17 protein-coding genes and 1 other RNA gene are annotated in these 24,469 nt (G+C 64.8%); 5 read left to right on the top strand and 13 right to left on the bottom strand.

Features of this window, described 5'->3' with window-relative positions; genetic code table 11:
• Positions 1–20: 20 nt before the first annotated feature.
• Both ABQU90_RS10670 and ABQU90_RS10665 read right to left on the bottom strand, forming a co-directional pair.
• On the bottom strand, positions 21–404 hold the full coding sequence (locus tag ABQU90_RS10670) for a hypothetical protein (protein ID WP_323520929.1): 384 nt from the start codon (positions 402–404) through the stop codon (positions 21–23).
• A gap of 60 nt (positions 405–464) precedes the next feature.
• On the bottom strand, positions 465–674 hold the full coding sequence (locus ABQU90_RS10665) for a hypothetical protein (RefSeq protein ID WP_323520928.1): 210 nt from the start codon (positions 672–674) through the stop codon (positions 465–467).
• Positions 675–698: 24 nt separating this feature from the next.
• On the opposite strand from ABQU90_RS10665, the gene ABQU90_RS10660 reads away from it, so the two are divergent.
• Entirely contained in the window at positions 699–857 is a 159-nt protein-coding gene (locus tag ABQU90_RS10660; protein ID WP_323520927.1) for a hypothetical protein, read from the top strand.
• A gap of 16 nt (positions 858–873) precedes the next feature.
• Here ABQU90_RS10660 and ABQU90_RS10655 read toward each other — a convergent pair whose 3' ends face one another.
• From ABQU90_RS10655 to ABQU90_RS10635, 5 genes are all read right to left on the bottom strand, one after another.
• Positions 874–4,719 (bottom strand): LamG-like jellyroll fold domain-containing protein, encoded by a 3,846-nt coding sequence (locus ABQU90_RS10655; protein ID WP_323520926.1) that lies wholly within the window; start codon positions 4,717–4,719, stop codon positions 874–876.
• A gap of 207 nt (positions 4,720–4,926) precedes the next feature.
• A complete protein-coding gene (pelA, locus tag ABQU90_RS10650; RefSeq protein WP_323520925.1) occupies positions 4,927–5,955 on the bottom strand; it encodes a pectate lyase in 1,029 nt (342 codons plus the stop codon).
• Positions 5,955–6,932, bottom strand: coding sequence for a pectinesterase family protein (locus tag ABQU90_RS10645; RefSeq protein ID WP_115552488.1), 978 nt, complete (start codon positions 6,930–6,932; stop codon positions 5,955–5,957). The genes pelA and ABQU90_RS10645 overlap by 1 nt, the downstream gene beginning before the upstream one ends.
• A gap of 13 nt (positions 6,933–6,945) precedes the next feature.
• The gene (locus tag ABQU90_RS10640) at positions 6,946–10,155 is read right to left on the bottom strand and encodes a TonB-dependent receptor (protein ID WP_323520924.1); all 3,210 of its coding nucleotides are present in this window, start codon (positions 10,153–10,155) and stop codon (positions 6,946–6,948) included.
• A gap of 184 nt (positions 10,156–10,339) precedes the next feature.
• Positions 10,340–13,120, bottom strand: a complete 2,781-nt coding sequence (locus ABQU90_RS10635) for a TonB-dependent receptor (RefSeq protein ID WP_323520923.1) — start codon at positions 13,118–13,120, stop codon at positions 10,340–10,342.
• 285 nt (positions 13,121–13,405) lie between these two features.
• On the opposite strand from ABQU90_RS10635, the gene ABQU90_RS10630 reads away from it, so the two are divergent.
• Entirely contained in the window at positions 13,406–14,428 is a 1,023-nt protein-coding gene (locus tag ABQU90_RS10630; RefSeq protein ID WP_323520922.1) for a PfkB family carbohydrate kinase, read from the top strand.
• Between the two features lie 117 nt (positions 14,429–14,545).
• Here the strand turns inward: ABQU90_RS10630 and ABQU90_RS10625 are convergent, their stop codons facing one another.
• Complete coding sequence (locus ABQU90_RS10625) at positions 14,546–14,842, bottom strand: hypothetical protein (protein ID WP_323520921.1); 297 nt, start codon at positions 14,840–14,842, stop codon at positions 14,546–14,548.
• Between the two features lie 425 nt (positions 14,843–15,267).
• Positions 15,268–16,476, bottom strand: a complete 1,209-nt coding sequence (gene fabV / locus ABQU90_RS10620; RefSeq protein WP_323520920.1) for an enoyl-ACP reductase FabV — start codon at positions 16,474–16,476, stop codon at positions 15,268–15,270.
• 316 nt (positions 16,477–16,792) lie between these two features.
• Here fabV and ABQU90_RS10615 point away from each other — a divergent pair, with 316 nt between their 5' ends.
• Positions 16,793–20,131 (top strand): nSTAND1 domain-containing NTPase, encoded by a 3,339-nt coding sequence (locus ABQU90_RS10615; RefSeq protein ID WP_323520919.1) that lies wholly within the window; start codon positions 16,793–16,795, stop codon positions 20,129–20,131.
• The gene (locus ABQU90_RS10610; protein WP_323520918.1) at positions 20,128–20,541 is read left to right on the top strand and encodes a hypothetical protein; all 414 of its coding nucleotides are present in this window, start codon (positions 20,128–20,130) and stop codon (positions 20,539–20,541) included. The genes ABQU90_RS10615 and ABQU90_RS10610 overlap by 4 nt, the downstream gene beginning before the upstream one ends.
• A 4-nt stretch (positions 20,542–20,545) precedes the next feature.
• On the opposite strand, the gene ABQU90_RS10605 is transcribed toward ABQU90_RS10610, so the two are convergent.
• The 4 genes from ABQU90_RS10605 to ABQU90_RS10590 all read right to left on the bottom strand — a co-directional run bounded on the left by ABQU90_RS10605 (position 20,546) and on the right by ABQU90_RS10590 (position 23,851).
• A non-coding RNA gene (locus ABQU90_RS10605) (sX9 sRNA) lies at positions 20,546–20,623 on the bottom strand.
• 391 nt (positions 20,624–21,014) lie between these two features.
• Positions 21,015–21,266, bottom strand: coding sequence for a hypothetical protein (locus tag ABQU90_RS10600; RefSeq protein ID WP_115552481.1), 252 nt, complete (start codon positions 21,264–21,266; stop codon positions 21,015–21,017).
• A gap of 729 nt (positions 21,267–21,995) precedes the next feature.
• Complete coding sequence (locus ABQU90_RS10595) at positions 21,996–22,628, bottom strand: response regulator transcription factor (protein ID WP_323518237.1); 633 nt, start codon at positions 22,626–22,628, stop codon at positions 21,996–21,998.
• A complete protein-coding gene (locus ABQU90_RS10590; protein WP_323520917.1) occupies positions 22,625–23,851 on the bottom strand; it encodes a sensor histidine kinase in 1,227 nt (408 codons plus the stop codon). The genes ABQU90_RS10595 and ABQU90_RS10590 overlap by 4 nt, the downstream gene beginning before the upstream one ends.
• Positions 23,852–23,884: 33 nt before the next feature.
• Between ABQU90_RS10590 and ABQU90_RS10585 the strand changes: the two genes are divergently transcribed.
• Positions 23,885–24,451 (top strand): methyltransferase family protein, encoded by a 567-nt coding sequence (locus tag ABQU90_RS10585; protein ID WP_323520916.1) that lies wholly within the window; start codon positions 23,885–23,887, stop codon positions 24,449–24,451.
• Positions 24,452–24,469 lie beyond the last annotated feature (18 nt).

Here is a 24,469-nt window from a genome sequence, read left to right as displayed (position 1 = left end):
CGTCGCGGCAGCTGTCCGAATCAATTGTCAGTACTAAGCTTCGTCATCTTGCGACGGCGAGCCAGAAACAAGCGGAACGTCAGAAGCACCGGAAAGGCAAGTACGGCGATTCGCAGCTGAAGCGTCAGCGTGACGCCCTCTTTCGGCCAGAAGGAAAGCCAGATCGCGAGTGCCGCGAGGCAGCACAGTGTCAGCATCAGCAATCGCTTGGCAGCGCGGATAGAAAACGGCGTTGCTAGCGCAGGAGCAGCCATCAAGAGAAATCCGATGCCGCTGATCAGGGTACCGGCCTTACCCTCATGTACTTTGCCAGCTAAAACCAACGCTATCAGCAATGCGCCTGTCGCCGCGAGCATGACACCGGCGAGGCCAGCCAGCAGCTTCAAGAGTTTTTGATAGCGCATTCTTCGCGTCCTGGTTCTTGCATTACGCTGCACTTCCGAGTGGCGTTGGCTCGAACCAAGCTAGGACTTGTGACGCCGATAGTGGTTGCTGGTGCTGGTGCTGCGGTAGCTGCCACCCTTGTGCGAGGCGCCGTGGCCTGCGCTGTAGTGACCGCCGTGACTGGCGGTGTGGTGCGCACCGGCGGCCTTGACGCGCGCTTGCGCGGATGCGGTAAACAAGCCGAGTGCGGCCACAGTCAGTGCCACGATGCTCCATGCCTTGCTCAACATTGTTTCTTCCCCCTGAAGAAATGTGTGGCTTTGCGGCTGCGTTACATACTGCGCGCCTTGATCCTCGCCGAGTTTTTGGATTGCGTCAATGCGCTTGCCGTAGTGATCGTTGGCTTTATCGGCTTTGCCCTCATCCGCCCTTCGGGCACCTTCTCCCGCGTGCGGGAGAAGGGATTGGTGTGAGGGATTGGTGTGTTGGTTATGGGCTGTGTTTTGTCGTTGGTGCTGTGGTTGGGGTTGGCAGCGGCAGCGTATTGTTGAGGTCGGTAATCTCTGCGGCGTTGCCATCGGTGATGACACGTAGTTGTGCGGCTTTTAGGTTTGCGGCGTTGGTTAGCGGCAGGCGCACCTGCGTGGTGATTGGCCGCAGATTGCGTGGTGCGGCGAGTGCCGGGAACGCGGTTCTTGCCAGCTCCTTGCCACGCGCATCCTCCAACACCACAAACCCGGCCGGTGCATCGGCATGGCCGAGACTGTGCACGGTCACTTCGATGGCGTCTGCAGTCACGCGTACATCGCCATGCCCGATGCCCAGATCCGGGCGCAGTTCGACCGGGGTGGCGGCGGCGATGCGTTCGAGCTGCAGGATGGTGGTGCGGGCTGCTGGGAAGTCGATGTCGATGGAGGCGCTTTTTTCGAAGGCCACCTCGCGCGTGGCACCTGCACCGTCGAGCTTGCCGTCGCCATCGCGGTCCACGCCTTGGGTGATACGCCATTGGCCTGGGGCGACGTTCCAGCCGGTCATGCTGGCGCGCTGGGGTTTACTGGAAGTGTTGTAGGCGATGACGGTGAAGCGATCTTGCCGGGGTGCGGGGATTGCGATGGCCACTTGCGTGGCGGCTTCTGGGTCGTTGAAGCGCCAGCTCACGGTGTGGCCGGGGTAGGTTTGGTTGCGTTTGAGGGCGACGCCGCCCAGGCGGGCGCGTTGCAGATTGACGGTGGGCGATTCCACGCGGTCGCTCCACCAGTGGCCTTCGGTGTTCATGTAGAAGTTCTGCAGTTTCTCTCTGGCCTCGCTGCGGTAAATGGCGGCGAGATAATCGAGGTTGCCGGTCTGCTCCCAGGCAACAAAGTGCGGGAAGTCCGGTGCGCTGCCATCGTCTTTATTTGCGGCATCAACCAGCTTGCCGCTCCAGTCGCTGCGTTTGCCCATGACGTCGAGGAAGTTTTCGTTGAGCAGCGACAAGCCATTGGGGCCGCTGTTGGCGACGCGGTAGTTGATCGGTTTGAGATAGCGCTCGTCGCCGGTGAAGCGGTAGGCGGCCCAGAAGGTGTGCAAGGTGTCGGCGCCGCCGCTGCCTTCGAACAGTTCGCCGCCGCGGGTTTTACCGGTCTGCCAGTTGATCTCGTTGGGCAGCGCCCAGTTGCCCTTGGCATTGGTATAGGCGTGGGCGAGATAGCCGTCCGCCAGCCCGGTGACGATGCGGCGGCTGTTGGGGTCGGCATTAAAGCCGCCCAGGATGATGGCCGGGTGCACGACAGGAAACGAGTACGGCTTTTGCCACTGCCAGTTGGGCTCGCGGTAGACCTTGCGGCCGCCGAACCAATTGCTGGCGAACAACAGGTGGCCTTGCGGGTTGACCTGGATGATGGTGTCGAAGGCTTTTACCGTTTCCATCAGGCGCTCGACGGTGCGCGGGTCGCCCCAGTTGAGATACAGCAGGGCGCTGTTGAGGTTGATGCCCTCCTCGTAGGAATGCAGCTCGTCGGTTTCGATGGTGGACAGGCCGTTGGTGAACATGCCGTTGCGATAGTTGGCATCGGACAAGGCGAGCATGGAGGCGTTGAGGATGTCCGGGTCCACGCCCATCAGGGCGACGCCGGGCCATTGCTGCACCAGGTCCGAATCGTCGGAGATGCCGCCGCCGAAATCGCCGTACGGCACCTGGCGCTGGTCGATCCACCAGCGGATGTAGCGACGCGTGGCGCTGAGGTCTTGCAGCTGCCAGAACGCCCAGGCGGGCACGCCCTTGGGCACGGCAGGCATCTCGACAGGCAGCGTGCCCTGGTTGGCGTAGCTGATGTCGTTCCAGTACTGGCGCCCAAGCGCGTTGTTCGGGTCCACGCGCAGCAGATCGGTGATGTCGGCGTCCAGCCGCTTGTAGAGCAGTTGGCGCTTGGAGGTGGTGTGTTCTTCCACCAGAAAGCCCCAGTTGTCCTTGACCTGGTTGAAGCGGTCGGCGACGTGCTCGGTGATGGCCTCGGCGCGCGGTTTGAACACCAGCTGCAACTGGGTGCCGTCGAGTGCGTTGGCATCGAAGCCGGGCGCGGCGGCGGCGATGCTGAGCATCAGGCTGTCGTTGCTCAAGATGCGGTCGCGCAGATCCAGCCACAGCGTGCGCGGCTGGCCGGGGGTGACCGCGACCGAGACATCGATCATGTCGCGTGCGGGCCAGATGGGGTCCTTGATGCGGATGTTGAGCGGGATGCTGCCGTTGTGGGTGGCCGGCAGGTTCAACGCCGGCAGGGTGATGGCGATGCCGTCCAGGCCGTCGTGCATGTTTTCCCAGCCGTAGGACCAGCTGCGCATCAGCGCCTGGTCCGGCGGCGGGTCGCCCAGGCTGGATGGCACCAGGATGTGCACGATGGGGTGCTGCGCGCCTGCAACGGTCTTGTCGCTGGGGCGCTTGCGGGCCGGTGCCTTGGTAGGCAACGCGACCACAGTCTGGCGCTCGCTCGGCGGGTAGCGGCCGGCGATGTAGTCGCGCAGCGGGGCGAGGTTGTCGTAGTCGGGCTGGATATCGCTGCGCACGGTATAGCTGAGTTGCGCGCTGCCTTTGGGCACCTCGCCCGGTTGCACGTTGTAGGCCCAGATTTCCTGGATGGGGGTTTCCTGCGCGGTGTTGGCAAAGCGCAGCATGCCGCCCCGGCGCGGCGCGAACTGGTCCACGCTGCGCACCACGCCTTGCTTGCGCTCGAACAGCGGCTGCGCTGGTGCGGTGGCCGTGGCATAGGTGGCCTGGCCGTAGGCGGCGCCGCGCAGCTCGATACGGTTGATCGGCTCGTCCGGCAGGGTGAGGTCCAGCGCCTTGCCGCCTTCGACGTAGGTGTTCCAGTCGGGCAGCTGAAAATAATCGTTGCGCCCCGGCAGACGCGAGCGGTTGTAGACGCCGGGCCAGGTGGTTTCGGCGATGCCGTCGGTGGCCTTCCACATCCATTGCTTGAGGTCGCGCGCGTCGGCGAATTCCACCTTGCGGATGCTGGTGACCGGTGCGTCCAGCACGGGCGGTGCATGGCCGTTGTCCCAACCGAAGCGGTGCAGAAAAGCAGCGCTTTGCGCGGCCTGGGTGGGCGGCTCGGCGGTGCTGGGCTCTTGCAGGCGCGCCAGTGCGGCGGCGCCGTTGGCATCGAGCATGCGGTCGTAGATGCGGATCTCGTCAAAATCGCTGCCGCGCAAAAAGTTGTAGCGGCTTTGCACCTGATGCGGCGACATGACGCGGCCGGCGAGGCCGAACTGGTCGAGTGCGGCATCAAAGTCGAGCGCACTGCCGTTGGCGCAGGGCGCACCGCAGTCCACGCGTGCGGCCTCTTTGCCGTCCACGTACAGGCGTACGCCGCGGGTTTCGTCCCAGGCAAAGGCGATGTGGGTCCACGCGCTGGCGGTGGGGTTTTTATCCAGCTTGAAGGAGACGCGGGTGCGCGCGAGGTTGGAATCGGTGACGAAGGCATCGAAGCCGTGGCCGTTCCAGTCGATGCGCAGCCAGGCCATGTCCCAGCTGGTGTGGTCGGCATAGCCGACGCGGAAGATCACGAACGGCGCTTCGCCGACCGGGTAACGCGCACGCCAGAAGAAGCCGAGCGTGCCGCGCTGGGTGTAGAGGTTGCCGGGCGCATTCCACGACAGCACGCCGTCGTCGGCCCATTCGATGGCATTGCCGCGTTTGCCGGTGGGCACCAGCGTGATCTTGTCGCGGAAGTTGGGGACGCGATCGCCGCGGGCCACATCGGCCTCCAGGCTGCGATCGGCCGAGACCCGGAACAGCAACTCCGGGGCCGTGGGGGTGGCCGCACTCACCGGCAGCGCGATCAGACACAACAAACCCATCCAAACCTTCAGCACACGCACCTCGTCTCTTTCAAAACCACTGCCGCACCGCATGGGCGACAGACACTGCAACGTGCCACCGCAACGCCGCACGCGGCGCACGCTTGGCGGCGAGCACGCGGGCCGGCACGTACGAGAGTACATGCCGTGCCTGGGTGCTGCGCGCGCCAGCATGCGCCGCGTGCGGTGGTGCGATCGCTGCGTCCACTACAGCCCGTTTGCGGCCTTCCACTTGGGAATCTCGTCCTTCAACAACTTGTCCGGCCAGGTGCCATGCCAGGCATAGCCGACGCGGCGTTCGTTGGGCACCTGCATGTAGTCGGTCAAGGCCTTGCCCTCGCGGTTGGCATACAAGGGGCGTTGATTTTGCAGGTCGTAGAAGCGTGCCCATAACGACGCACCGGGTTGCGCGACCAGGATCACGTCCTTGCCGGTTTCCTGGTTGGGGTCGTCGATTTTCTTGGTGGCCAGATCGCGCATGCGGTGGGTATCGAACCAGACACCGGCCGATTGCACCGCGGTCTTGATCTTGGCCGACGGGTTGGGCTGGCGCATCAGAAACCGCACGATGCTCACCGACTCGCTGGACGACAACGAGGCCAGTTCATACGCGCGTGCCTTGGCCGGCTTGAGCGTGACTTCGTCGTACTGCGCGCCCCATACGGTGAGCGTGCTGCCGATCTTGACCTGGGTGGCGAGCACGCATTCCAGGCCCTTGGTGACTGCCTGCACTGCGCGTGCGCCGTGGCTGCTGCGCAGTTGCGCGCCAGTGTCGCCCTTGCCCTCGCCGATGTCCTGCAGCAGGTTGAGCACACGCACCATCGCATCGTCGTTGTAGGTGATCTGATGGTGGTAGGACGACAGGTCCGGGTAGAACTGCGGCCAGCCGCCGTTGGCGTACTGCGCCTTGAGCAGATAGTCCACGCCACGGCGTGCGGCAGCGATGTACTTGGCGTTCTTTTCGTTCTTGAAGGCGGTGGACAGGTACGTGATTTCGGACGTGGTCGCCTTGTTGTCGATGGTGGCGTCGTCCTTGCGCCCGGGCTGTTGCAGCTCGGCGATTTCGGCGGCGGTAAAGGTACGCGTGTAGTCCACCGCCACGCCCTTGTACTGCTTGGACCAACCACCGGAGGCGGTCTGCAGCAGCAACATGTTGTCGGCGATCTTGTCGGCCATGGCCGACAGCGGGGCCAGCAGCAATGCAGTGATAAATGCGAGTGTCGATAAGCGGATCATCAGAACGGCCTCCAGCTGCCCAGGATGGTGTTACGGTCCAGTGCGGCAGCCTGCGCAGCGGTGAGCTGGCGCGACCACTTCACGCGGCGCGACGGGTTGGCGCCGTTGCCGCTGCTCTGGTATTCGCTATAGCGGGCGGTCGCCTCGTTGGCGGTGTTGCCCCAGTTGTTCCAGCCTTCGGGCAGGATGTGCGCGCCCAGCTGGCTGCTGATGAAGCTGACGCTGGCATACGGCCGCCACGGGCGCCCGAGGTGCACGCGCGACACACCGCTGGCCGCGGTGACGCGGGCATTGCGGAACACGAAGCCGCGCGCGCTTTCCTGCGGGGTGGAGGCGGCGGTGAGATAGCCATCGCCCAGCGAGTGCAGTTGCACGTTTTCGAACAGCGCGGTGCCGGCGCCGAACACGAAGTCCACCGTGCCTTCGACATAGCAATCCAAAAAGTACGACAGCTTGGCGCCGCGCAGGTACAGCGTGTCCTGGTAACCGAGGAAGCGCACGTTGCGGAACGCAGCGCGATCGCCATCCACACGCACCGCCACCGCCTGCCCCACCGGGCCTGCGTGATTGCCCAAGGCGAGTTTTTCGGCAGTGAAGTCGTTGCCGGCGATGATGACGCTGGACGAGCCGGAGGTGCCGTATTCCTTGCCGGTGGCCGGATTGATGCGCGAGGCGTAGTTGTCGTAGGTGATGATGGTCTGGGTGGGGCCGGCGCCGGTGAGCTTGAGCGCCGGTGCGTTGGACGGCACCACGATCAGTTCCTGGTAGGTGCCGGCGCCGATGTTGATCTGCGCGCGTTTACCGCCCTGTACGGCGGCGTCGATGGCGGCCTGTACGGTGCGGTAGCCGGCGCTGCCCTGCTTGGCCACGGTGTAGACCGGGTCGGCGGCCAGGGCCACCGTGCTGCAGAGCGAGAACCCCGCCAGCATGGCGGTGGCGGCGAGGTTGCGTAACACGATCCTGCGATGCAATTGCATTGCTGTGCTCCTGTTAGAACTTGTAGCGCGCGCCGACGTAGTACTGGCGTCCGGTGACGGTGTATTTATCCGGCAGTTCCAGCGTGGAATCGACGTAGCGACGGTCGGGGGTGTCGAGGAGGTTGATCGCCTCAAAGGTCAACGACAGGTGGTCGTTGAGCTTGTAGGACATGTTGAAATCGACGTTTTCAACGCTGTATTTGCCGGTGACATCGGCGGTCACCAGGCGCTTGCCGTCCAGGTCGTAGACGTCTTCCTGGGCGAGGATGTTGTTGATGTAGCCATCGCGATAACTGGTGGACACGCGCGCACTGAAGCGGCCGTCGTCGTAATAGACGGTGGCGTTGTAGGACTGCGGCGAGAGATTGAGCAGGTCGCGCTCGGTGGTGGTGGTGGTGATGCTGGTATTGCTGTTGCCGGCGGTACTGAACAGGTAATTGATCTTGGAATCGACCTGGGTGTAGTTGAGCTGCACGCCGAAGTTGCGCCAGAAGCCGGGCAGGAAATCGAAGGCCTGCTGATAGGTCAGCTCGAAGCCCTTGAGCGGGCCGCCGGGCGTGTTGAAGTAGCTCTGCACATTGAAGATGGTGTCCGGGGTGAAGCCTGCGGGCAGCAGATCCAGCGAGTAGCCCATCGCCTCCCAGGTGGTGAGCACGCGGGTGCGCTGCACGTAACTCTGGATGTCCTTGTAGAACACCGCTGCCGACAGCAGCGAGCCTTCGCGGAAATACCATTCGGCGCTGAGGTCGTAGTTGGTGGAGCGGAACGGGTCGAGCTTGGGATTGCCCAGATTGATCGAGAAAAAGCGCCCGTCGTCGAAGAACTGGGTGGGGCCGCCGCTGACGCTGGGCGACAGGTAGGCCAGCGTGGGGCGTGCCATGGTCTTGGCCGCACCGAAGCGCAGCACGACCTCATCGCTGACATCCCATGACAGGTTCAACGAGGGCAACACATCGCGGTAGTTGTGATTGACGGTGGTGGGCACCAGCAGGCGCTCGCCGGGGTTGGCGGTGGCGCTGGCCACGCCGAAGAACGACTCGCAGTTGGGCGAGATGGCGCCGGAGGCAGTAGCCGTGCACGGTGCATAGCCGCTGGCGGCGATCTGCGTCTGCACGTAGCGCACGCCCAGGTTGCCGCGCAGTGCGCGACCCCACAGGTCGGTATTGAAATCCAGCTGCAGATACGTGCCCAGGCTCTTTTCGTTGACCGCGAAATTGTTGTTGGACGAGCCGAAATGGCCGACATCGGCCAGGCGGTAATCGCCACCGGGCACGCCGGTATCGCAGTTGCAATTGATGTTGAGCAGGTCGGCGACCTTCTGGAAATCCGGAATCACCCAGGTGGTGGGGAAGTTGCCGTTCAAGCTGCGGCCGAAGCCGTCCAGCGTGGTGTTCAGATCGCCCACGCCCACGCCGGCCGGCAACGCCTGCGCCAGGCGACCGTAGGAGACATGGCGCGACTCGGTCGTCTCCATGTCGTAGTCCTTGTAGGCCAGACCGGTGCGGAAGGTGAAGGTGGAATTGATGTTGAATTCCAGATCCAGCTTGGCGGTGTCGAAGGTGTTGCTGACCGACTGCGGATTGAGCCGCACTTCGCTGATGTTGGTGCCGCGCGCGGTGCCATTGCTGTTGACCGGCACCGCGCCATAGCCGAGCCACTGCCAGTTGTTGGGGTCGGCGGCGTCGAACGGGAAGGTCATGCTGGGGTAATCGCCACCGTTACGCCGGTCCAGCACGAAACCGTCGAGGTTGGTGTTGTCGAAGCTGACCAGCGAGAACACCGGGCGCTCGTAATCGGAGGTGGAATGGCCGACCAGTGCAGTCATGCGCACCTGGTCGTTGAAGCGGTGTGCCAGGTCCAGGTTGACCTGCTTGAACTCGGTGGATTCTTCGATGGTGCTGGATTCGGTGCGGTAGTCGACGTTGTCGAACACGCCGTAGGTGAGACGGTTCTGCTCGTCCACCTGCGCTTCGCGTACCGCAATCTGGGTCTTGCCGCCGAAGTTGGCGGTGCGGTGCAGGTTGGCGCCAACCGAATCTTCGCGCTGGTCTTTGTCCAACTTGGAATACAGCAGGTCGACATTGAGCAGCGTGTCGTCGCTGAACTTGAATTGCAGCGCGCCAGTGACACCGAGCCGCTTGATCTCGTGATCGGTGCGGATATATCGCGGGTAGCGCGGAATCCAGGCATCGGTGGCGGTTTCGTAGGCCTGGATGTTCTCGGGCGTATTGGCCGGGCGCGCGATGCCGGTGCCGCAGCTGGTGGCACTGATGCCGTAGCTGCCCCAGCCATTGTTGCGGTCCTGGTTGGCCTGCGAGCCCACGCCGGCGCGGGTTTCATTCGACAACGGATTGCGCGGGGTTTGCGGGTTGTAGCCCACTGGCGAGCAGAACCCGTAGGTGCCGTTGTTGGTGGCGGTGCTCTGGTTGGAGTTGCGGTAGTTGCCGTGCTCCCAGCGCACCGGGTTGTAGCCTTCTTCGCGCAGATGGCGCTCGCTGTAGGACACCGACATCAACGCGCCGACGCGACCATCGGCCCAGATGTTGCTGATCAGGCCGGAGAAGCGCGGGTCTTTTTCGCGCGAGAGATCGTTGTAGCCGTATTGCGTGGACGCGGCGGCTTCGAAGCCGTCGAAGTCGAACGGGCGCGATCCACGCAAATCGACGGTGGCGCCCAATGAGCCTTCGTCCATCTGCGCCGACTGGGTCTTGCTGATGGTGACGCGACTGAACAACTCGGAGGCAAAGGTATTGAAGTCGAAACCACGGCTGCGGTTGACGCCATCGCTGCCGCTGCCGGCGGTGGCCAGTGCTTCCAGCCCGTTGATGCGCACGCGGGTGAAATCCGAACCCAGGCCGCGCACGGAAATTTGCTTGCCCTCGCCGCCTTCGCGGTCGATGGAGACGCCGGCGATGCGCTGCATCGATTCGGCCAGATTCAGATCGGGAAACTTGCCGATATCTTCCGCATAAATCGCATCCACCTGCTCCACGCTGTAACGCTTGGCGTCCAGCGATTGCTGCAGGCTTTCGCGATAGGTGGCCTTGACCTGCACCCGGTCCAGATCCACCGGATCGGTGGGCGTGGTGGGCGTGGTGGGCGAACCGACGGTTTGCGCGGCAGCGCCGACACCGTGCAAGGCCAGCACAATGGCCACCGATAGACGCGCGACGGACAGGCGGGCGCCTGCCGCTTGGGCAGGACGACACGAACGGGCTTGCATGATGCGGCTCTCTCCCTGGCACTGGCTGCAAAGACGCGCTCAGCCCCCCAAGGCCATCGGCGTCGCACGAAACATCCCGCCCACCGCGTTGCATGCGCGCCCGAAAAACCGGGCGCAAGACGTCATCGCGATCAGGCGTTGGAATCAGGCCCGCTGCGCGTGTGCGCAGCGGGCGGACACGCTTTTAGAACTTGTAGCGGGCGCCGAGCAAGAACTGGCGACCGGTTTCACCGTATTGCAGCGGCAACTGGCCGGTGCGCGGCGAGGACACCCATTCGTCGGAGGCTTCGTTGGTGAGGTTGATGCCTTCCAGGCTCAGCTCCAGCTGCTTGCTGATCTTGTAGCGCAGCGAGGCGTCGATCATGGTGGTGCCGGTCATGCCGTGCACGCCATCGACGTTGAAGCCGGCTTCCGAACCCGGTGCCTGGGTCAGGTAGTCGTCGCGGTTGGTGGCCGACACGCGCCCTGCGAAGGATTCGCCTTCGTAGAACAAGGTGGCATTCCACGACGAGCGCGACAGCCCGAGCAGATCGTTCTTCATCACCGGCGCGCCGCTGCTGGCCAGGTACTGGATCTGCGAATCGACCCAGGTGTAGTTGAGCTGCACGCCCAGGTTGGCCCACTTGCCCGGCAGGAAGGTGAAGGGCTGGGTGTAGTTGGCTTCCACGCCCTTCAATTCGCCGCCCGGGGTATTGAGCGGAATGCTGAAGGCGAAGTCGTCGTTGACGGTGGCACCGGTGCCGTCCAGCAACGAGGCCGGTAGGCCGCTGCTGGAATACGGGCGCACTTCGCGCGCGGTCTGGATGAAGCTTTCGATGTCCTTGTAGAACAGGCCAACACCGACCATGGCGCCTTCGTTGAAGTACCACTCCAGGCCGAGGTCGACGTTGGTGGCTTCGATCGGGTCCAGATCCGGGTTGCCGCCGGCCACGGTGCGCGACCCGCCGGCCACGGCCACGGTGACGCCGGGGGTGAGGCTGCCCAGGCCGGGACGGCTCATGACCTTGGCCGCACCCAGGCGCAGCAGCAGGTCGGGCATCAACTCGGCGACCAGATTGAACGAGGGCAGCGTGTTGTTGTACTTGCGGCCCACGGTGGTCTGCGTCGGGATGTTGTTGATCAACGCAAACCCGGTGGACTCCTGCTCGGTGCGCACGTAACGCACGCCGAAGTTACCCGACAGCGGGATGGACCCCAGGTCGGTGGAGAACTCGCCCATCAACCACACGCCGCGGTCTTTTTCTTCGACGCTACGGCTGTTGTTGACGCGCGGAGCCACTGCAAAGGTGCCGCTGTTGCTGTAGATACCGAACTGATCGGCCACCGCATCCAGATTGGGCACGACCCAGGCGTTGGGGCTGCCGTTGATGCCCTTGAGCCCGGCCTGTTCGGTCAGGTCTGCCGGCACGATGGTGGTGCCGTTGGCGAAGGTGGGCACGGCCAGCTCGTTGGCGCGGCGCAGTTCGACGGTGCTGAAGGTGTAGTTCTTGGCCAGCACGCCGCCCTTGAGGCGGAAGCCGGGGCTGACGTTCCAGTTAAAGTCGATCTGCCCGGTGTCGAAGTCGTTATCCACCGACTGCGGGCGCAGGCGGATTTCGGCCAGCTCCCAGCCATTGGGATTGGTCGGGTCGATCCCGTAGTTCAGCACCGGCGCGCGGTTGTTGCCGCGGTAGTCGTAGCTGTACCCGTCGACGTCGTACTTGTCCATGATGATGGTGGTCTGGATCGGGTTCTCGTGCGCAGAGCGCGAGGTGCCCACCCGGGCATTGACGCTGAAGGCATCGTTGAAACGATGCTCCATGTCGAAGCTGATCTGCTTGAACTCGGTGTTCCACTCGTCGTGGCGGTTTTCGGTACGGATGTCGACGTTGTCGAATTCGCCGTAAACCAAAGCGTTGTTGCGGATTTCGCCGTTGCGCACGATGGTGGCCGGCTTGCCGTCACGCACTGCACGACGCGGGGTGAGCCCGTCGCGGTTGCGGCTGAAGGAGATCGCTTCGATGTAGTGCTCGTCGCGCTTGGCGTCGATCTTGGAATACAGCATGTCCAGCGACAGCGTGGTGCGATCGGACGGCTTCCACTGCAGCGAGCCGGTGATGCCCAGGCGCTGCTGGTCGTGGATCTGCTGGGTGTAGCGCGGGAAGCGCGGGTGGTAGACATCGGCCGAGCGCGCGGCGGCGAACGGCGAGGTGGCGCTGAAACCGCCGTTGCTGGTGCCATTGGCCCAGCGGCCGGTGTTGGAACCTTCTTCCAGCACTTCGCGCTCGGTGTAGGCCACCGACAGCAAGGCGCCGAAGGTGTTGTCGGCCCAGGTATTGGCGATCAAGCCGGCCACGCGCGGGTTGGCCTTTTCGGCCATCGCGTTATAAGCGGCCTGGGTGCTGGCAGCGAAGGTGAAGCCGTTGTAGTCGAACGGACGCGCGGTGCGCAGGTCGACGGTGGCGCCGAGCGAGCCTTCTTCCACATCGGCCGAGGCGGTCTTGCGCGCGATCAGCTGCGAGAACAGGTCCGAGGCGAACACGTTGAAGTCGAAGCCGCGGCCGCGGTTGGTGCCACCGCTCTGGTCGCCGGCGCCCACGGTGGTGAGCGCTTCCATGCCGTTGATGCGCACGCGGGTGAACTCCGGACCCAGACCACGCACCGAAATGGCGCGGCCTTCGCCGGCCTCACGGGTGATCACCACGCCGGGGATGCGCTGCAGCGATTCGGCCAGGTTGAGGTCGGGGAACTTGCCGATGTCTTCAGCGACAATCGCATCGACCACGCCGGCTTCGCCGCGCTTGATGTCCAGGGCTTTTTCCACCGAGGCGCGATAGCCGGTCACCGTGACGGTGTCCAGGTCCACGGCCGGTTCTGCAGGCGATTGGGTGGTTTCTTGTGCTGCCAGATGGCCGCTCAGCGCCAGGCCGATCGACAATGCCAGCAAGGTAACCGGTGTCTTCCGGTTGGTGGTCCGAAATTGCATGTCCTCCCCTCCCAAGGGTCCATGAACAATGTGAAATGCGGGGGTGTGAGCGGCAATGACACCGCTGGTCAAAACGACGTTACCAGCTGAATCGTCGTTCAACATCTTGCAGCGCAGCAGAAAACGTCACCATATTTGCCCTAAAGGGGTGCAAGCGGTCGCTTCAGGTCGCATCATGACGCTCGCCCGGCGGGTTTGCGGCCGGCTAGAATGACACCGATGGTCATCGTAACGCGCCACCGGTCCCCCACCCTGTGACGCACCACACAGCCGAGGTACTACCGCATGAGTCGAGCCCGCATCCTGTGTTTTGGAGAGTTGTTGCTGCGCCTGGGGGCGCCTGGTCACGAGCTGCTGTTGCAGCAGCCGCGACTGGACGTGCATTGCGGTGGTGCCGAAGCCAATGTCGGCGTGTCGCTGGCGCATTTCGGCCACGACGTGGCCATGGTCAGCACCGTGGCCGACAACCCGCTGGGCGCCGCGGTACTCGGCGAGTTGCGCCGGCATGACGTCGATACCCGCCATGTGCGGCGGGTGGATGGCCGCATGGGCCTGTACTTTTTGACCACCGGCGCGATCCATCGCCCCAGCGAAGTGGTCTACGACCGCGCCGATTCGGCGTTTGCGCTGGCGTCCGCCGATGCCTACGACTGGCCGCGCCTGCTTGAGGGTGCGCAATGGCTGCACCTGTCCGGGGTGAGCCCGGCGCTGGGCGCCGACGTCGCGCAGGCCACGCTGGCGGCAGCGCGCGCCGCGCGGGCGGCCGGGGTCAAGGTGTCGTTCGACGGCAACTACCGGCCCAAGTTATGGCAGCGCTGGCAGGGCGATGCGCGCGGCATCCTGCATCAGCTGTTCGACTGCGCCGATGTGGTGTTTGCCGACTACCGCGATATCGGTGTGGTGCTCGGTGGCGAGTTCCCGCAGGACACGCTGGAAGCACGTGTGGAAGCGGCCGCGCAGCAGGCGTTTGCCGCATTCCCGCAGCTGCAGTTGATGGCCTGCACGCAACGCGTGGCGCATAACGTGGACCACCACAGCCTGGGCGCGATGCTGGTGCCGCGCGAGGGCGCGGTGGCGCGCGCGCCCAGCGAAGAACTCACCCCCATCATCGACCGCATCGGCGGTGGCGATGCGTTTGCCGCCGGCGTGCTGCACGGCCTGATCGCAGGCTGGTCGCTGGACGACACGGTGCGCTTCGGCCTGGCTGCCGGTTGTTTGAAGCACTCGATTCCCGGCGATTTCAATCCGCTGTCGGTGGCCGATGTGCAGGCCTGTGTAGGCGATGCGCGGTTCGATGTGAAGCGGTGAGGAGCAGGGAATCGGGAATCGGGATTGGGGAATCGTAAGAGCGCTTTCATACCGCTGCTCTGACCGCGTTGGAGCGATGAGGCATCTTGAACGCGCCCCAGTGCGATCTAGCGAACCTCAAATCGACACGGACTGGCGGCGCGTGCGGCGCTTGTTGATGACCCACGCCATTACGGCACTCACCAGCACCACGCAGACCGATGCCGGGACGCTAAAAAACGCCGCAATCAACAGCGCGTTCTGCCAGGGTGGTGCTGAGCCATCCTGCATCACCGCGGCGCAGACTACCGCGGTGGTGATTGCGAGATTGGCCAGTGCCTTGAGCGCGCCATGCACCCGAACAAAGCGCAACAGCACAGCGCAGACGGTGCTGACGAGCAAGGTCAGGACGAGATGGGCGATGAGTTTGTCCATTGGGTGCCAGGAGTGGGATTGGTGTTTGGGGATGGATGCCGCGTTGTTGACGCAATGGTGCGTGCATCCAGGATGCGATGAGGAACACACGCGCAGATCCCCTTTCCCTCGGGAAAAGCGGCCCGACGGGCGGAGAAGAGGAAGGCCGCTAGACGTTGCGCCATCCGCCTGGCTGGCAATGAAGGCGTTAGCGAGCGCGCCAGATGCGTCACCAGCAGCCGCGACGCAGCACTGCAGTAGCGCGCCGTATCAGCGCATCGATAGCGCATCGCGCCGCAGAACCACGCAACCACAGCAACACCACGGCCTGCCCCCATAAGAACGGCCGGCATCACTGCAGGCCGTTTTCAATAGCTCCGTGTGTGTGCGGAAATTGGAAGAACAGGGAGCCACGCTCTTGCGATTCCCCATTCCCGATTCCCGATTCACCCCAACTCGATGCAATCGAAGCTCACGTCCGTCGCCACATCGGCGTCGTAATCCACGTCGTCGCGCTCGAAGCCGAACAGCTTGAGAAACTCGTGCTTGTAGCCGGCGTAGTCGGTGAGCGCGAACAGGTTCTCGGTGGTGACCTGCGGCCATAGCGCCTTGCAGGCGTCCTGCACGTCGTCGCGCAGTTCCCAATCGTCCAGGCGCAGGCGGTTTTCGTCATCCAGCTCGGCCGGCTGGCCGTCTTCGCGGTACAGGCGCTCGCGGAACAGGCGGTCGAGCTGGTCGATGGTACCTTCGTGCAAGCCCTTTTCCTTCATGATCTTGTAGACCATGGAGATGTAAAGCGGCATCACCGGAATCGCCGCGCTGGCCTGGGTCACCACCGACTTGAGCACCGCTACATTGGCGCTGCCGCCGCGGGCGGCCAGGCGCGCGTTCAAGCGTTGCGCGGTGTGGTCCAGGTCGACCTTGGCCTTGCCCAGCGCGCCGTGCCAGTAGATCGGCCAGGTGATTTCGGTGCCGATATAGCTGAAGGCCACGCTGCGCGCGCCATCGGCGAGCACGCCGGCGCCTTCCAGCGCGTCGATCCACAGTTCCCAATCCTGCCCGCCCATCACGGTGATGGTGTCGTCGATTTCCTGCTCGGTCGCCGGCTCGATCGAGGCCTGGATGATGGCGTCCTTGTTGGTGTCGATGGCGGTGGCGGTGTAGATGTTGCCGATCGGCTTGAGCGCCGAGCGCTTCACTTCGCCGCTGCCCGGCAGCTTGCGCACCGGCGAGGCCAGCGAATACACCACCAGATCGACGCTGCCGCCCATCTCGGTCTTGATCAGCTCGATCACTTTTTCGCGCGCCGCATCCGAAAACGCATCGCCATTGATCGACTTGCTGTACAGGCCCGCGGCCTTGGCGTGTTTGTCGAAAGCCGCCGAGTTGTACCAGCCGGCGGTGCCGGCCTTGGTGGCGGTGCCGGGTTTTTCGAAGAACACGCCCAGCGTGTCCGCACCGAACCCGAACGCGGCAGTGATGCGCGAAGCCAGGCCGTAGCCGCTGGACGCGCCGATCACCAAGACCTTCTTCGGGCCGTCGTTGCGCACGCCACGCGTGCGCGTTGCGGCGATCTGCTCGAGCACATTGCGCTCGCAGCCAAGCGGATGCGTGGTGGTGCAGATGAAGCCGCGCACTTTGGGATGGATGATCAACGTGGACTCCTGGTCAGCAAGATGCTGGCGGCATCTTAATCGGTGCACCGCATGCGAAACAGCCTGATGCGTAACACACGCTGCTGTATGGAGGGCGATGCGCCCGCGCGCGGCGACTGCCTGCCACGCGCGTCGCCCTGCCAGCCACCGGCCCGCTGCGCCCGACAGCACTGCCCTGCGCTCACGCGTCACACCGTGTGAAGCGCGACGCCGGGCAATTGCCGCCGCAACAGCTGTGCTATTTTTCGGGGCTGCCGTGCCGTGCCTGTTGGCGATTGTCCAGGCCCCTTCCAGTTGTACGACCGGTATCCGAGCGATGTCTCTTCGTAGCGAGCGCGTCACGCAGCTGAGCTCCGTTCCGCGGTTCCGCCTCGGCCCGCTGCTGGTCGAGCCCGAGCGGCTGACGCTGATCGACGACGGCCAGACCATCACGCTGGAACCGCGCATGATGGAAGTGCTGATCGCACTGGCAGAGCGCGCCGGCGAAGTGATCAGCGCCGAGCAGCTGCTGATCGAGGTGTGGCACGGCAGCTTTTACGGCGATAACCCGGTGCACAAGACCATCGCGCAGCTGCGCCGCAAGCTGGGCGACGACAGCCGCCAACCGCGCTTTATCGAAACCATCCGCAAACGCGGCTATCGGTTGCTGCCCAAGGTGGTGTTTCCGCAGGAGTATCGCGGCGCGGTGATCGGCACCGGGTCGTGGGCGCAGGGCAGCCCGTACGTGGGCCTGCAGGCGTTCGACCCGGCGCACGCAGAGGTGTTTTTCGGCCGCAGTCACGCAATTGCACAAGTCGTTGCGGCGTTGCGCGCGCAGCTGCACAGCCAGCGCGGGCTGGTGCTGGTAAGCGGGGCCAGCGGCTGCGGCAAGACCTCGTTGTTGCGGGCCGGCGTGGTGCCGTTGCTGTCGCACGCCGGCGGGCTGGATGGGCTGGAAGCGGTGGCGGTGACGTACTGCAATCTGGCGCAATGCCGTGGCGGCGATGTGCAAGACACGCTCACGCGCGCACTCGGCGACTGGTCAATCGCCGAGCGTGCGGTGTTCTCGCCCGCACAACTGGCACGGCTTGCCGAGTGGCTGCAACACCCTGCCCCGCTGCATGCCGCAATCGTCGAAGCGCTACGGTACAGCGCCCCGGTACGCGATAGCGCGCAGACCCAGCGGCATCTGCTGCTGGTGATCGACCATGCCGAAGCCATGGTGGCCGCACCCGGCATCACCGATGCCGACCGCAGCGCGCTGGCCGCTGTATTGCAAGCGCTGTGCAGCAGCGCGCATGTGGGGGTGTTATTGCTGACCCGCAGCGACTTTTATCCGCGACTGATCGATGCCTTGCCGGACATCGTCGAACTCAAACGCGGCGACGGGCATGTGGATCTGCTGCCGCCGCGCGACGGCGAGATCGGCCAGATCATTCGCGTGCCCGCGGCGATGGCCGGGCTGCGCTTCGAAGAAGAGCACGACAGCGTCAGCCGCCTGGACGATGTGCTGCGCGATGCCACCGCGCGCCAGCCCGATGCGTTGCCGTTGTTGCAGCATTTGTTGCATGCGCTGCACGCGCAGCGCAGCGACGATGGCCTGCTGACGTTTGCGGCCTACCGCGCCTTGGGTGGATTGGAAGGCGCGTTGGCGCACCACGCCGAAGCGACCTTTCGTGCCTTGCCGGCCGCCGCGCAGGCAGCGCTGGGCGAGGTGCTGACACAGCTGAGCGTGATTCACCCCGACAGCGCTGCGGTGACCGCACGCCGTGCACCCTGGTCGGCGTTGCCGGCCGACGGTGCGGCGCATGCGCTGGTCGATGCCTTCGTGCATGCGCGGCTGTTCGTCAGCGAACTGGTGGCCGGCGAGCCGGGGTTTGCGGTGGCGCACGAAGCCTTGCTGCGGCAATGGCCACGCGCGGCCGAGTGGATCCACGAAAACCGCCGACTGCTGCAGGCACGCAAGCGCCTGCAGCTGGCCGCACAGCGCTGGGCAAGCGAGGGCCGGCGCACCGATCACCTGCTCAACAGCGGGCGCCCGTTGAGCGAAGCGCGCGAAGCCGCACGGCGCATGCCGCAGGATCTGGATGCGGTGGATGTGGCGTTCTTGCGTGCCTGCGAGCGCTCGCAGCAACGCCGCCGCGGCCTGTATGCAACAGCCGCCACCTTGTTGGTGGTGCTGGCCAGCGCATCGCTCCTGCTCGGTTGGCAGGCGCGCCAGGCCCAGCAAGTAGCAGAAGAGCGCCGCGATCAGGCCCAGCAACTGGTGAGCTACATGCTGGGCGATCTGGCCGAGCAGTTGCGCACGGTGGGCAATCTCAAACTGCTCGACAGCGTAGGCAGCCGCTCGCTGCGCTATCTGGAAGATCTGCCCAACGCCAGCATGCAACCGGGCGATCTGATCAACCACGCCCGGGCCCTGCGGACCACCGGCGAAGTGCTCATGAATCAGGGCAAGTTGGACGAGGCGCAGGCGGCGTTTACGCGTGCGGCCGCCACCGCCGAGCAGGCACGCCTGCGCGCACCCGACATGCTGGATGCACATGCGGAAACCGGCCAGGCGGCGTATTGGCTGGGGAATATGGCCTATCGCAAGAAGCAGTTCGCGCTGGCGCAGACCCATTGGTCGCAATATCTGGCCGCGAGCGAGTGGCTGGTGCGCAGCGTGCCGGCCGATTCTCACTGGCAGCTGGAACTATCGTACGCGCTCAACAATCTCGGCATGCTGGCCAACGCGCAGGGCGATGTCGCAACGGCGATCGGATTTTTTGCGCGCGACATCGCGCTCAAGCGCGTGCTCAGCGCGCGCGCTCCGGACAATGCATCACTGCGCTACGAATTGATCGACAGCTTGTCCGGGCTGAGCCTGGCGCAGGAAAACCAGGGCCTGCTGGCACCTGCCGAGCAGGGGTATCGCGAACAGATCGCAATGCTGCGCGTGCTGGTGGACAGCGACCCGCAGGCGCAGGCCTGGCAGCGTCGCCTGGCGGTGTCGCTGATCCGCGTCTCCAATCTGGCGTTGGTGCAGGGTCATCTGCCCCAGGCGCAGCGCGACGCGCAGGACAGCGTGCGCATCCTGCAGCCGCTGGTGGCCTTGCAGCCGGACAATCAGACCTGGCGCAGCGATCTGGGGCATGCCTATACGCAGGCCGGCTGGATCGCCGCATTGGACGGGCAGTCTGCGCAGGCCACGCAGCAATTGGGTCAGGCGCGTCACACCATGGCCAGCCTGCTGCAGCAGTCGCAGCCGCTGCCCGACTGGGAGTTGCTGGATGCCATCATCGCGCTGCGCTTGCACCACATCCAGGCCGCTCACGCGGGCAGCCTGGATCAGATCGTGGCGCGCGTGGATGCACTGCATCAAGCCAAGCCGGACGATCTGTCCGCTATTTCGACATTGGCACTCGCGCTGGTCTGGCAGGGCGAACAACGCGCAGCTGCGGGCGATGACAATGGCGCACGTGCTGCATGGCAGCGCGCGGTGACGCTGTTTGGCAAGGACATCGGCAACAGTCGCGACAAGAACCTGCTCGACCCCTGGATTCGCGCCCAAGTGCATCTGGGCCAGCGCACTGCTGTTACGCAACAGCTCGGATGGCTGTACCAAGCGGGCTACCGCCACCCGGGGTTTGTCTCCTTCTATGCCCCGCTTCTCAAGGAACAGGACAAGTCATGACGGACTTCAGCATCAAGCTCACGGTCGCTCGGGTGGGATTCGGAGGGAACACGGGCGCTGGCGAATACTTCTACAGCTTTGCTCCGGATCTGCTGATTGTCGACAAGGACGACGGCGTATCGACGTTGACTTATCACTTCGATGAAGACGTTGTTCCCAAGCATTTCAAGATCAAGAGTTTGCTGACGACCGACGCGTTCAAACAGATCAGTGAACCCTTGATTGCCCCCGGCGGCCGCAGCGTCTCGGTCGTCAACGCCAATAGCGTCCCCACACTGATCTTTCTGACTCTCATCGTTGAAGACCCAAGCCGCAAGGACAAGAAAGGAAATAAAGTCTGGTTCAGTTGCGATCCCCAGGTCGGCAACGATCCAAAGATCAACCCGCAGGAGCGCCCGCCCCGTCAATAAGAACGGCTGACAAAACGTAGCGAGCGGCTGCCAGGCAGGTGTGGACGGCGCGCAGGGACCGGCAGGTACGCGTGTGGTACGTGCCCGATTCTGAGCACCGGCCGCGCCCGCCTGGTGGTCGCGCAGTTTTTTAGTCGCTCCTCATCTGCTGCTGCACGCGGTCTGCCAGTTCGCTGCCAGGCGATGCGCCGCTCGGCTAGGTTGGACGGTCGAGCGATAAGGGCCGCGCAATGCGTGCGACCGTCAGGGCACTGAGCCGTGATGCGCTCACTGCTGGCAAGTGCCGCTGCGAATCAGTCGCACCGGCGGCGTTGGATGCCGAGGTGCCAGCCGGTGGAGACAGACGGTCGGCACCGGGAGCGCACTGTCGTGCCGGTCGGCGTGCCTGGAAAAGACGCTATGGATCCGCCGGTTCCCGGCAACCCTTACAGGCCGCTGTTTGCCTGCCGGTGGTTGCTCGCTCCCTGCGGTGGTCATAACCAGGCCGGGGACGCGTCGGGGCCGAGCGGATTGCAGGCATCTTTGTCGCAGACGCGGGCTGCGGCGCGTTGCCTGTCCAGTTCGCCAGGACCGAAGACCATGCGCAGAACAGGGTCGACCGCCGACGGCTTGGTCAGCAACGCGGCCTGGGCCCAGGGTGCGGGCAGTTCGGCCTGCGTTGGACCCGACCAGCCCACCATGACGAGCAGAACGAGAAGCACAGCGACGGATCGGGGTTGGCGCATGACGGACTCCGCAGCAGACCGGAGCGCGGCGCGTTTCCGGGCGGCGCCAGTGGCCGCCGGATCACCTTGGTGCGTGGCCGCTCGCCAGACCTGACGGCAACCTTACGGTTGCTGGTGGAAGCTGACGGATTCTGGAAAACCTCTTTGAAACAAATAGATAGAGCAGTCGTGCGGAGTGCGGGCTGGTTGGCGGACCGGCGTGCTTGGCGTCGCTGCCTGCCTTCGCCACAGCTGCATGACCTGTGGGCAAAGGGGCATTTAGGTGCAGCTCTTAGGTCAACCCAGGGGTAAAACTGGAGTGACTGGTCGCTGGGCCATGCGGAGTCGCTGGCACCGAGCCATGCGGACTGGCTGCGAGCTGTTACTTCTTGTCGTTACTTCTCCCTTTGCGCGAAGCTGCTCTGCAGGGATGGGCGAGGTTGAGGGCGAAGCCCTGTGTCATCGGATTCCACGGGTGGCTTCGCCCCGTACCCTCACCCCAACCCCTCTCCCGCAGGAGAGGGGCTTTAGGCTCCCCCCTTATCTCCTCGACAGAGGAAGATTCCCCCATCGACATGCGGATCAGCCTTGGTCAACCAGAAGCAGACGACAGGCTTCCCGGTCGCCATGGAGCTCTCCCTTCTCCCATCGGGAGAAGGTGCCCCGCAGGGGCGGATGAGGGTACGGGCGAAGCCTCGTGCCCCCACCACGCCTGCGGCTTCGCCTGGCACTCGCACCCACTCCCCGCCCTCAGATCACCCGCAGGGTGATCGCCTTCAGCACCGCGCGGGTGCGGTCGCGGGTGCCGAGCTTTTCCAGGATGGTGGAGACATAGTTCTTCACCGTGCCTTCGGCCAGGAACAGGGTGCGGGCGATTTCCTTGTTGGAATAGCCGCCGGCCAGCAGGCGCAGGATCGCCACCTCGCGTTCGCTGAAGGTCTCGCTCGGCGCCTGTTGGTCGCGGAACTGGTAACGCGCGCGCACCGGGTCGGTGCTGACCGGTTGCAGCAGGGTCTCGCCGGCGGCGACGCGCGCGATGGCATCGCGCAGGTCTTCCGGGGCGGCGTCCTTGAGCAGGAAGCCCTGCGCGCCGGCTTCGGTGGCGCGCAGCAGCAGGTCGCTGTCGTCGAAGGTGGTCAGCAGCAGCACGGGGGTGCGGTCGCCGCGGGCGCGCAGTTGCCCCAGCGCCTGGATGCCGTCGACGCCGGGCATGCGGATATCGCTGAGCACCACATCCACCGCGGTGACACTCAGCGCATCCAGCAATGCCTGGCCGTCGTCGGCCTCGCAGACCACCTCCACGCCTTGCTGCTGCAGCAAGGCGCGCAAGCCGGCGCGGACCAGGATCTGGTCGTCGGCCAGGGCGACTCGAAGTGAACTCATAGCGGAACTCTCGCAGTCAGATGCATGCCGCCCGTGGGGGTAAGGCCTAGATCGAGGTGGCCTTGCAGGGCCGCCAGGCGTTCGCGCATGCCGGTGATGCCGTTGCCTTCGCGGATGCACTCGGCGCGGCGGCCGTCGTCTTGAATGTCCACGCGCAGCTGCGCGTTCTCGCAGTGCAGATGCACCGCGACTTCATCGGCATCGGCATGCCGCACGGCGTTGGTCAGCGCCTCCTGCACCAGCCGCAGCAATAACTCCGCCACGCGGGCATCGGTGATGCGCACATCCGGGTCGATGCGCAGGCGCAGCGCAGGGCGCGGGAACGGTGCGGCCAGCGCGCGCAACGCGGTTTGCAGGTCCAGGCCGCGATCGTCGCGCATGGACTGCACCACGTTGCGGATGTCGGCCAGCAGTTCGGCAGACAGCTGCTCCAGCACCGCGATGTCGTCGCGCTGCGCCAACGCGGGGTCGGCGCTGAGCAGGCGCAGATTGATGCGCATGGCGGTGAGTTTGTGCCCGGCCACATCGTGCAGCTCGCGCGCCAGGCGCAGGCGCTCGGCGTCGCGTGCGCTGTCGGCCAGCAGCGCGCGTGTGGCCAGCAGATCGGCGTTGACGTAGGCCAGCGCATCGCGCGCGCGTTCGGCACTGCGCGCGTAGTTGGCGGTCAGCGCGGCAAAGGCCTGGAAGCTGGTGTAGATGGTCACCATCAGCAGTGGGCGCGGGAGATGCGCCTGCACGAAAATCGCATACGTGGCCGCATTGATCACCAGCATCAGCGCCAGCACCTGGGGCGGTTGCCAGCGTATCGCCGCCTGCGCGACCACCAGCACCAGCAACACCGGCGAGGTCCCGGTGCGCGGCTCCAGCCAGACCAAGGCCACCGCCAGCAGTGCCTGCAGCAACAGGGCGCCCCGCTGCGGCAGCGGCCGTGGCGGCAGCAGGTAGCGCAACAGGAACACCAGGGTGAAGCCAATCAAGGTGGCCCAGCGCCATCGCGCAGACGCTGAGAGCTCCGGACCGAACGACAGCATGACCGCCGCGATGGTGAGCATGCCGGCCAGGTTGAGCGGTTTGGCGATGTCGCGCAGGGGGGATGTCATACGGCGATGCTGACCGCCGCGTGGCCGCTCGGCAATGGTGCGCCTGCAGAAAGTGACTTCCGGCAGGTGGGATCGATGACCTGCGGCCCCTGTGCCGGGTGCAGCGCCTACGCACACTGGCATCACCAACCCACCCCATCGCCACGGAGTTACGCCATGTCTGCGTCCAGTCTGTTTCTCGCACTCAATCTGATCTGGGGCGGCTATGAAGTGCTGCTCAGCCGCCGTCGCCGCGCCAGCGATGGCGGCGCGCACGATCAGGGCACGCTGCAGCAGCTGTGGCGGGTGCTGTATGCGGCGGTGGCCATTGCGGTGGCGGTGGCCTATAGCGGGCTGGCGCATTGGCCGCAGAGCTGGCACGCGCCGCTGCAGTGGGCCGGCTGCGCCTTGATCGGCGGCGGGTTGGCGCTGCGGGTGTGGGCCATCCAGGTGCTGGCACGCTGGTTCACGGTGGATGTGACCATCCAGCCAGACCACCAACTGGTGCGCAGCGGGCCGTATCGCCTGCTGCGTCACCCGTCCTATACCGGCGCGCTGATGGCCTTCTACGGACTAGCGCTGGGCATGGGCAATGCGTTGTCGGTGGTGGCGATCGTGGTGCCGGTGACGTTGGCGTTCCTGCATCGCATCCGGGTCGAAGAAGCCGCACTGCAACGCGCCTTCCCGGTTGCCTACCCGGCCTATGCCGCGCAGAGCCGTCGCTTGCTGCCGCTGGTGTGGTGAGTTGGCAGCAGCGCCTGC

Origin of the sequence: Xanthomonas sp. WHRI 10207 (assembly GCF_040202975.1) — a bacterium.
GTDB lineage: Bacteria > Pseudomonadota > Gammaproteobacteria > Xanthomonadales > Xanthomonadaceae > Xanthomonas.
Note: the sequence above shows the minus strand (reverse complement) of the source record. Positions and strands in the feature narration are given on the sequence as shown.

Bases quoted from the DNA above. Each gene is read 5' to 3' on its own strand.
- ABQU90_RS10670 (WP_323520929.1), bottom strand. From the start codon at position 404: ATGCGCTATCAAAAACTCTTGAAGCTGCTGGCTGGCCTCGCCGGTGTC.
- ABQU90_RS10665 (WP_323520928.1), bottom strand. From the start codon at position 674: ATGTTGAGCAAGGCATGGAGCATCGTGGCACTGACTGTGGCCGCACTC.
- ABQU90_RS10655 (WP_323520926.1), bottom strand. From the start codon at position 4,719: ATGGGTTTGTTGTGTCTGATCGCGCTGCCGGTGAGTGCGGCCACCCCC.
- pelA (WP_323520925.1), bottom strand. From the start codon at position 5,955: ATGATCCGCTTATCGACACTCGCATTTATCACTGCATTGCTGCTGGCC.
- ABQU90_RS10645 (WP_115552488.1), bottom strand. From the start codon at position 6,932: ATGCAATTGCATCGCAGGATCGTGTTACGCAACCTCGCCGCCACCGCC.
- ABQU90_RS10640 (WP_323520924.1), bottom strand. From the start codon at position 10,155: ATGCAAGCCCGTTCGTGTCGTCCTGCCCAAGCGGCAGGCGCCCGCCTG.
- ABQU90_RS10635 (WP_323520923.1), bottom strand. From the start codon at position 13,120: ATGCAATTTCGGACCACCAACCGGAAGACACCGGTTACCTTGCTGGCA.
- ABQU90_RS10630 (WP_323520922.1), top strand. From the start codon at position 13,406: ATGAGTCGAGCCCGCATCCTGTGTTTTGGAGAGTTGTTGCTGCGCCTG.
- ABQU90_RS10625 (WP_323520921.1), bottom strand. From the start codon at position 14,842: ATGGACAAACTCATCGCCCATCTCGTCCTGACCTTGCTCGTCAGCACC.
- ABQU90_RS10615 (WP_323520919.1), top strand. From the start codon at position 16,793: ATGTCTCTTCGTAGCGAGCGCGTCACGCAGCTGAGCTCCGTTCCGCGG.
- ABQU90_RS10610 (WP_323520918.1), top strand. From the start codon at position 20,128: ATGACGGACTTCAGCATCAAGCTCACGGTCGCTCGGGTGGGATTCGGA.
- ABQU90_RS10600 (WP_115552481.1), bottom strand. From the start codon at position 21,266: ATGCGCCAACCCCGATCCGTCGCTGTGCTTCTCGTTCTGCTCGTCATG.
- ABQU90_RS10595 (WP_323518237.1), bottom strand. From the start codon at position 22,628: ATGAGTTCACTTCGAGTCGCCCTGGCCGACGACCAGATCCTGGTCCGC.
- ABQU90_RS10590 (WP_323520917.1), bottom strand. From the start codon at position 23,851: ATGCCAGTGTGCGTAGGCGCTGCACCCGGCACAGGGGCCGCAGGTCAT.
- ABQU90_RS10585 (WP_323520916.1), top strand. From the start codon at position 23,885: ATGTCTGCGTCCAGTCTGTTTCTCGCACTCAATCTGATCTGGGGCGGC.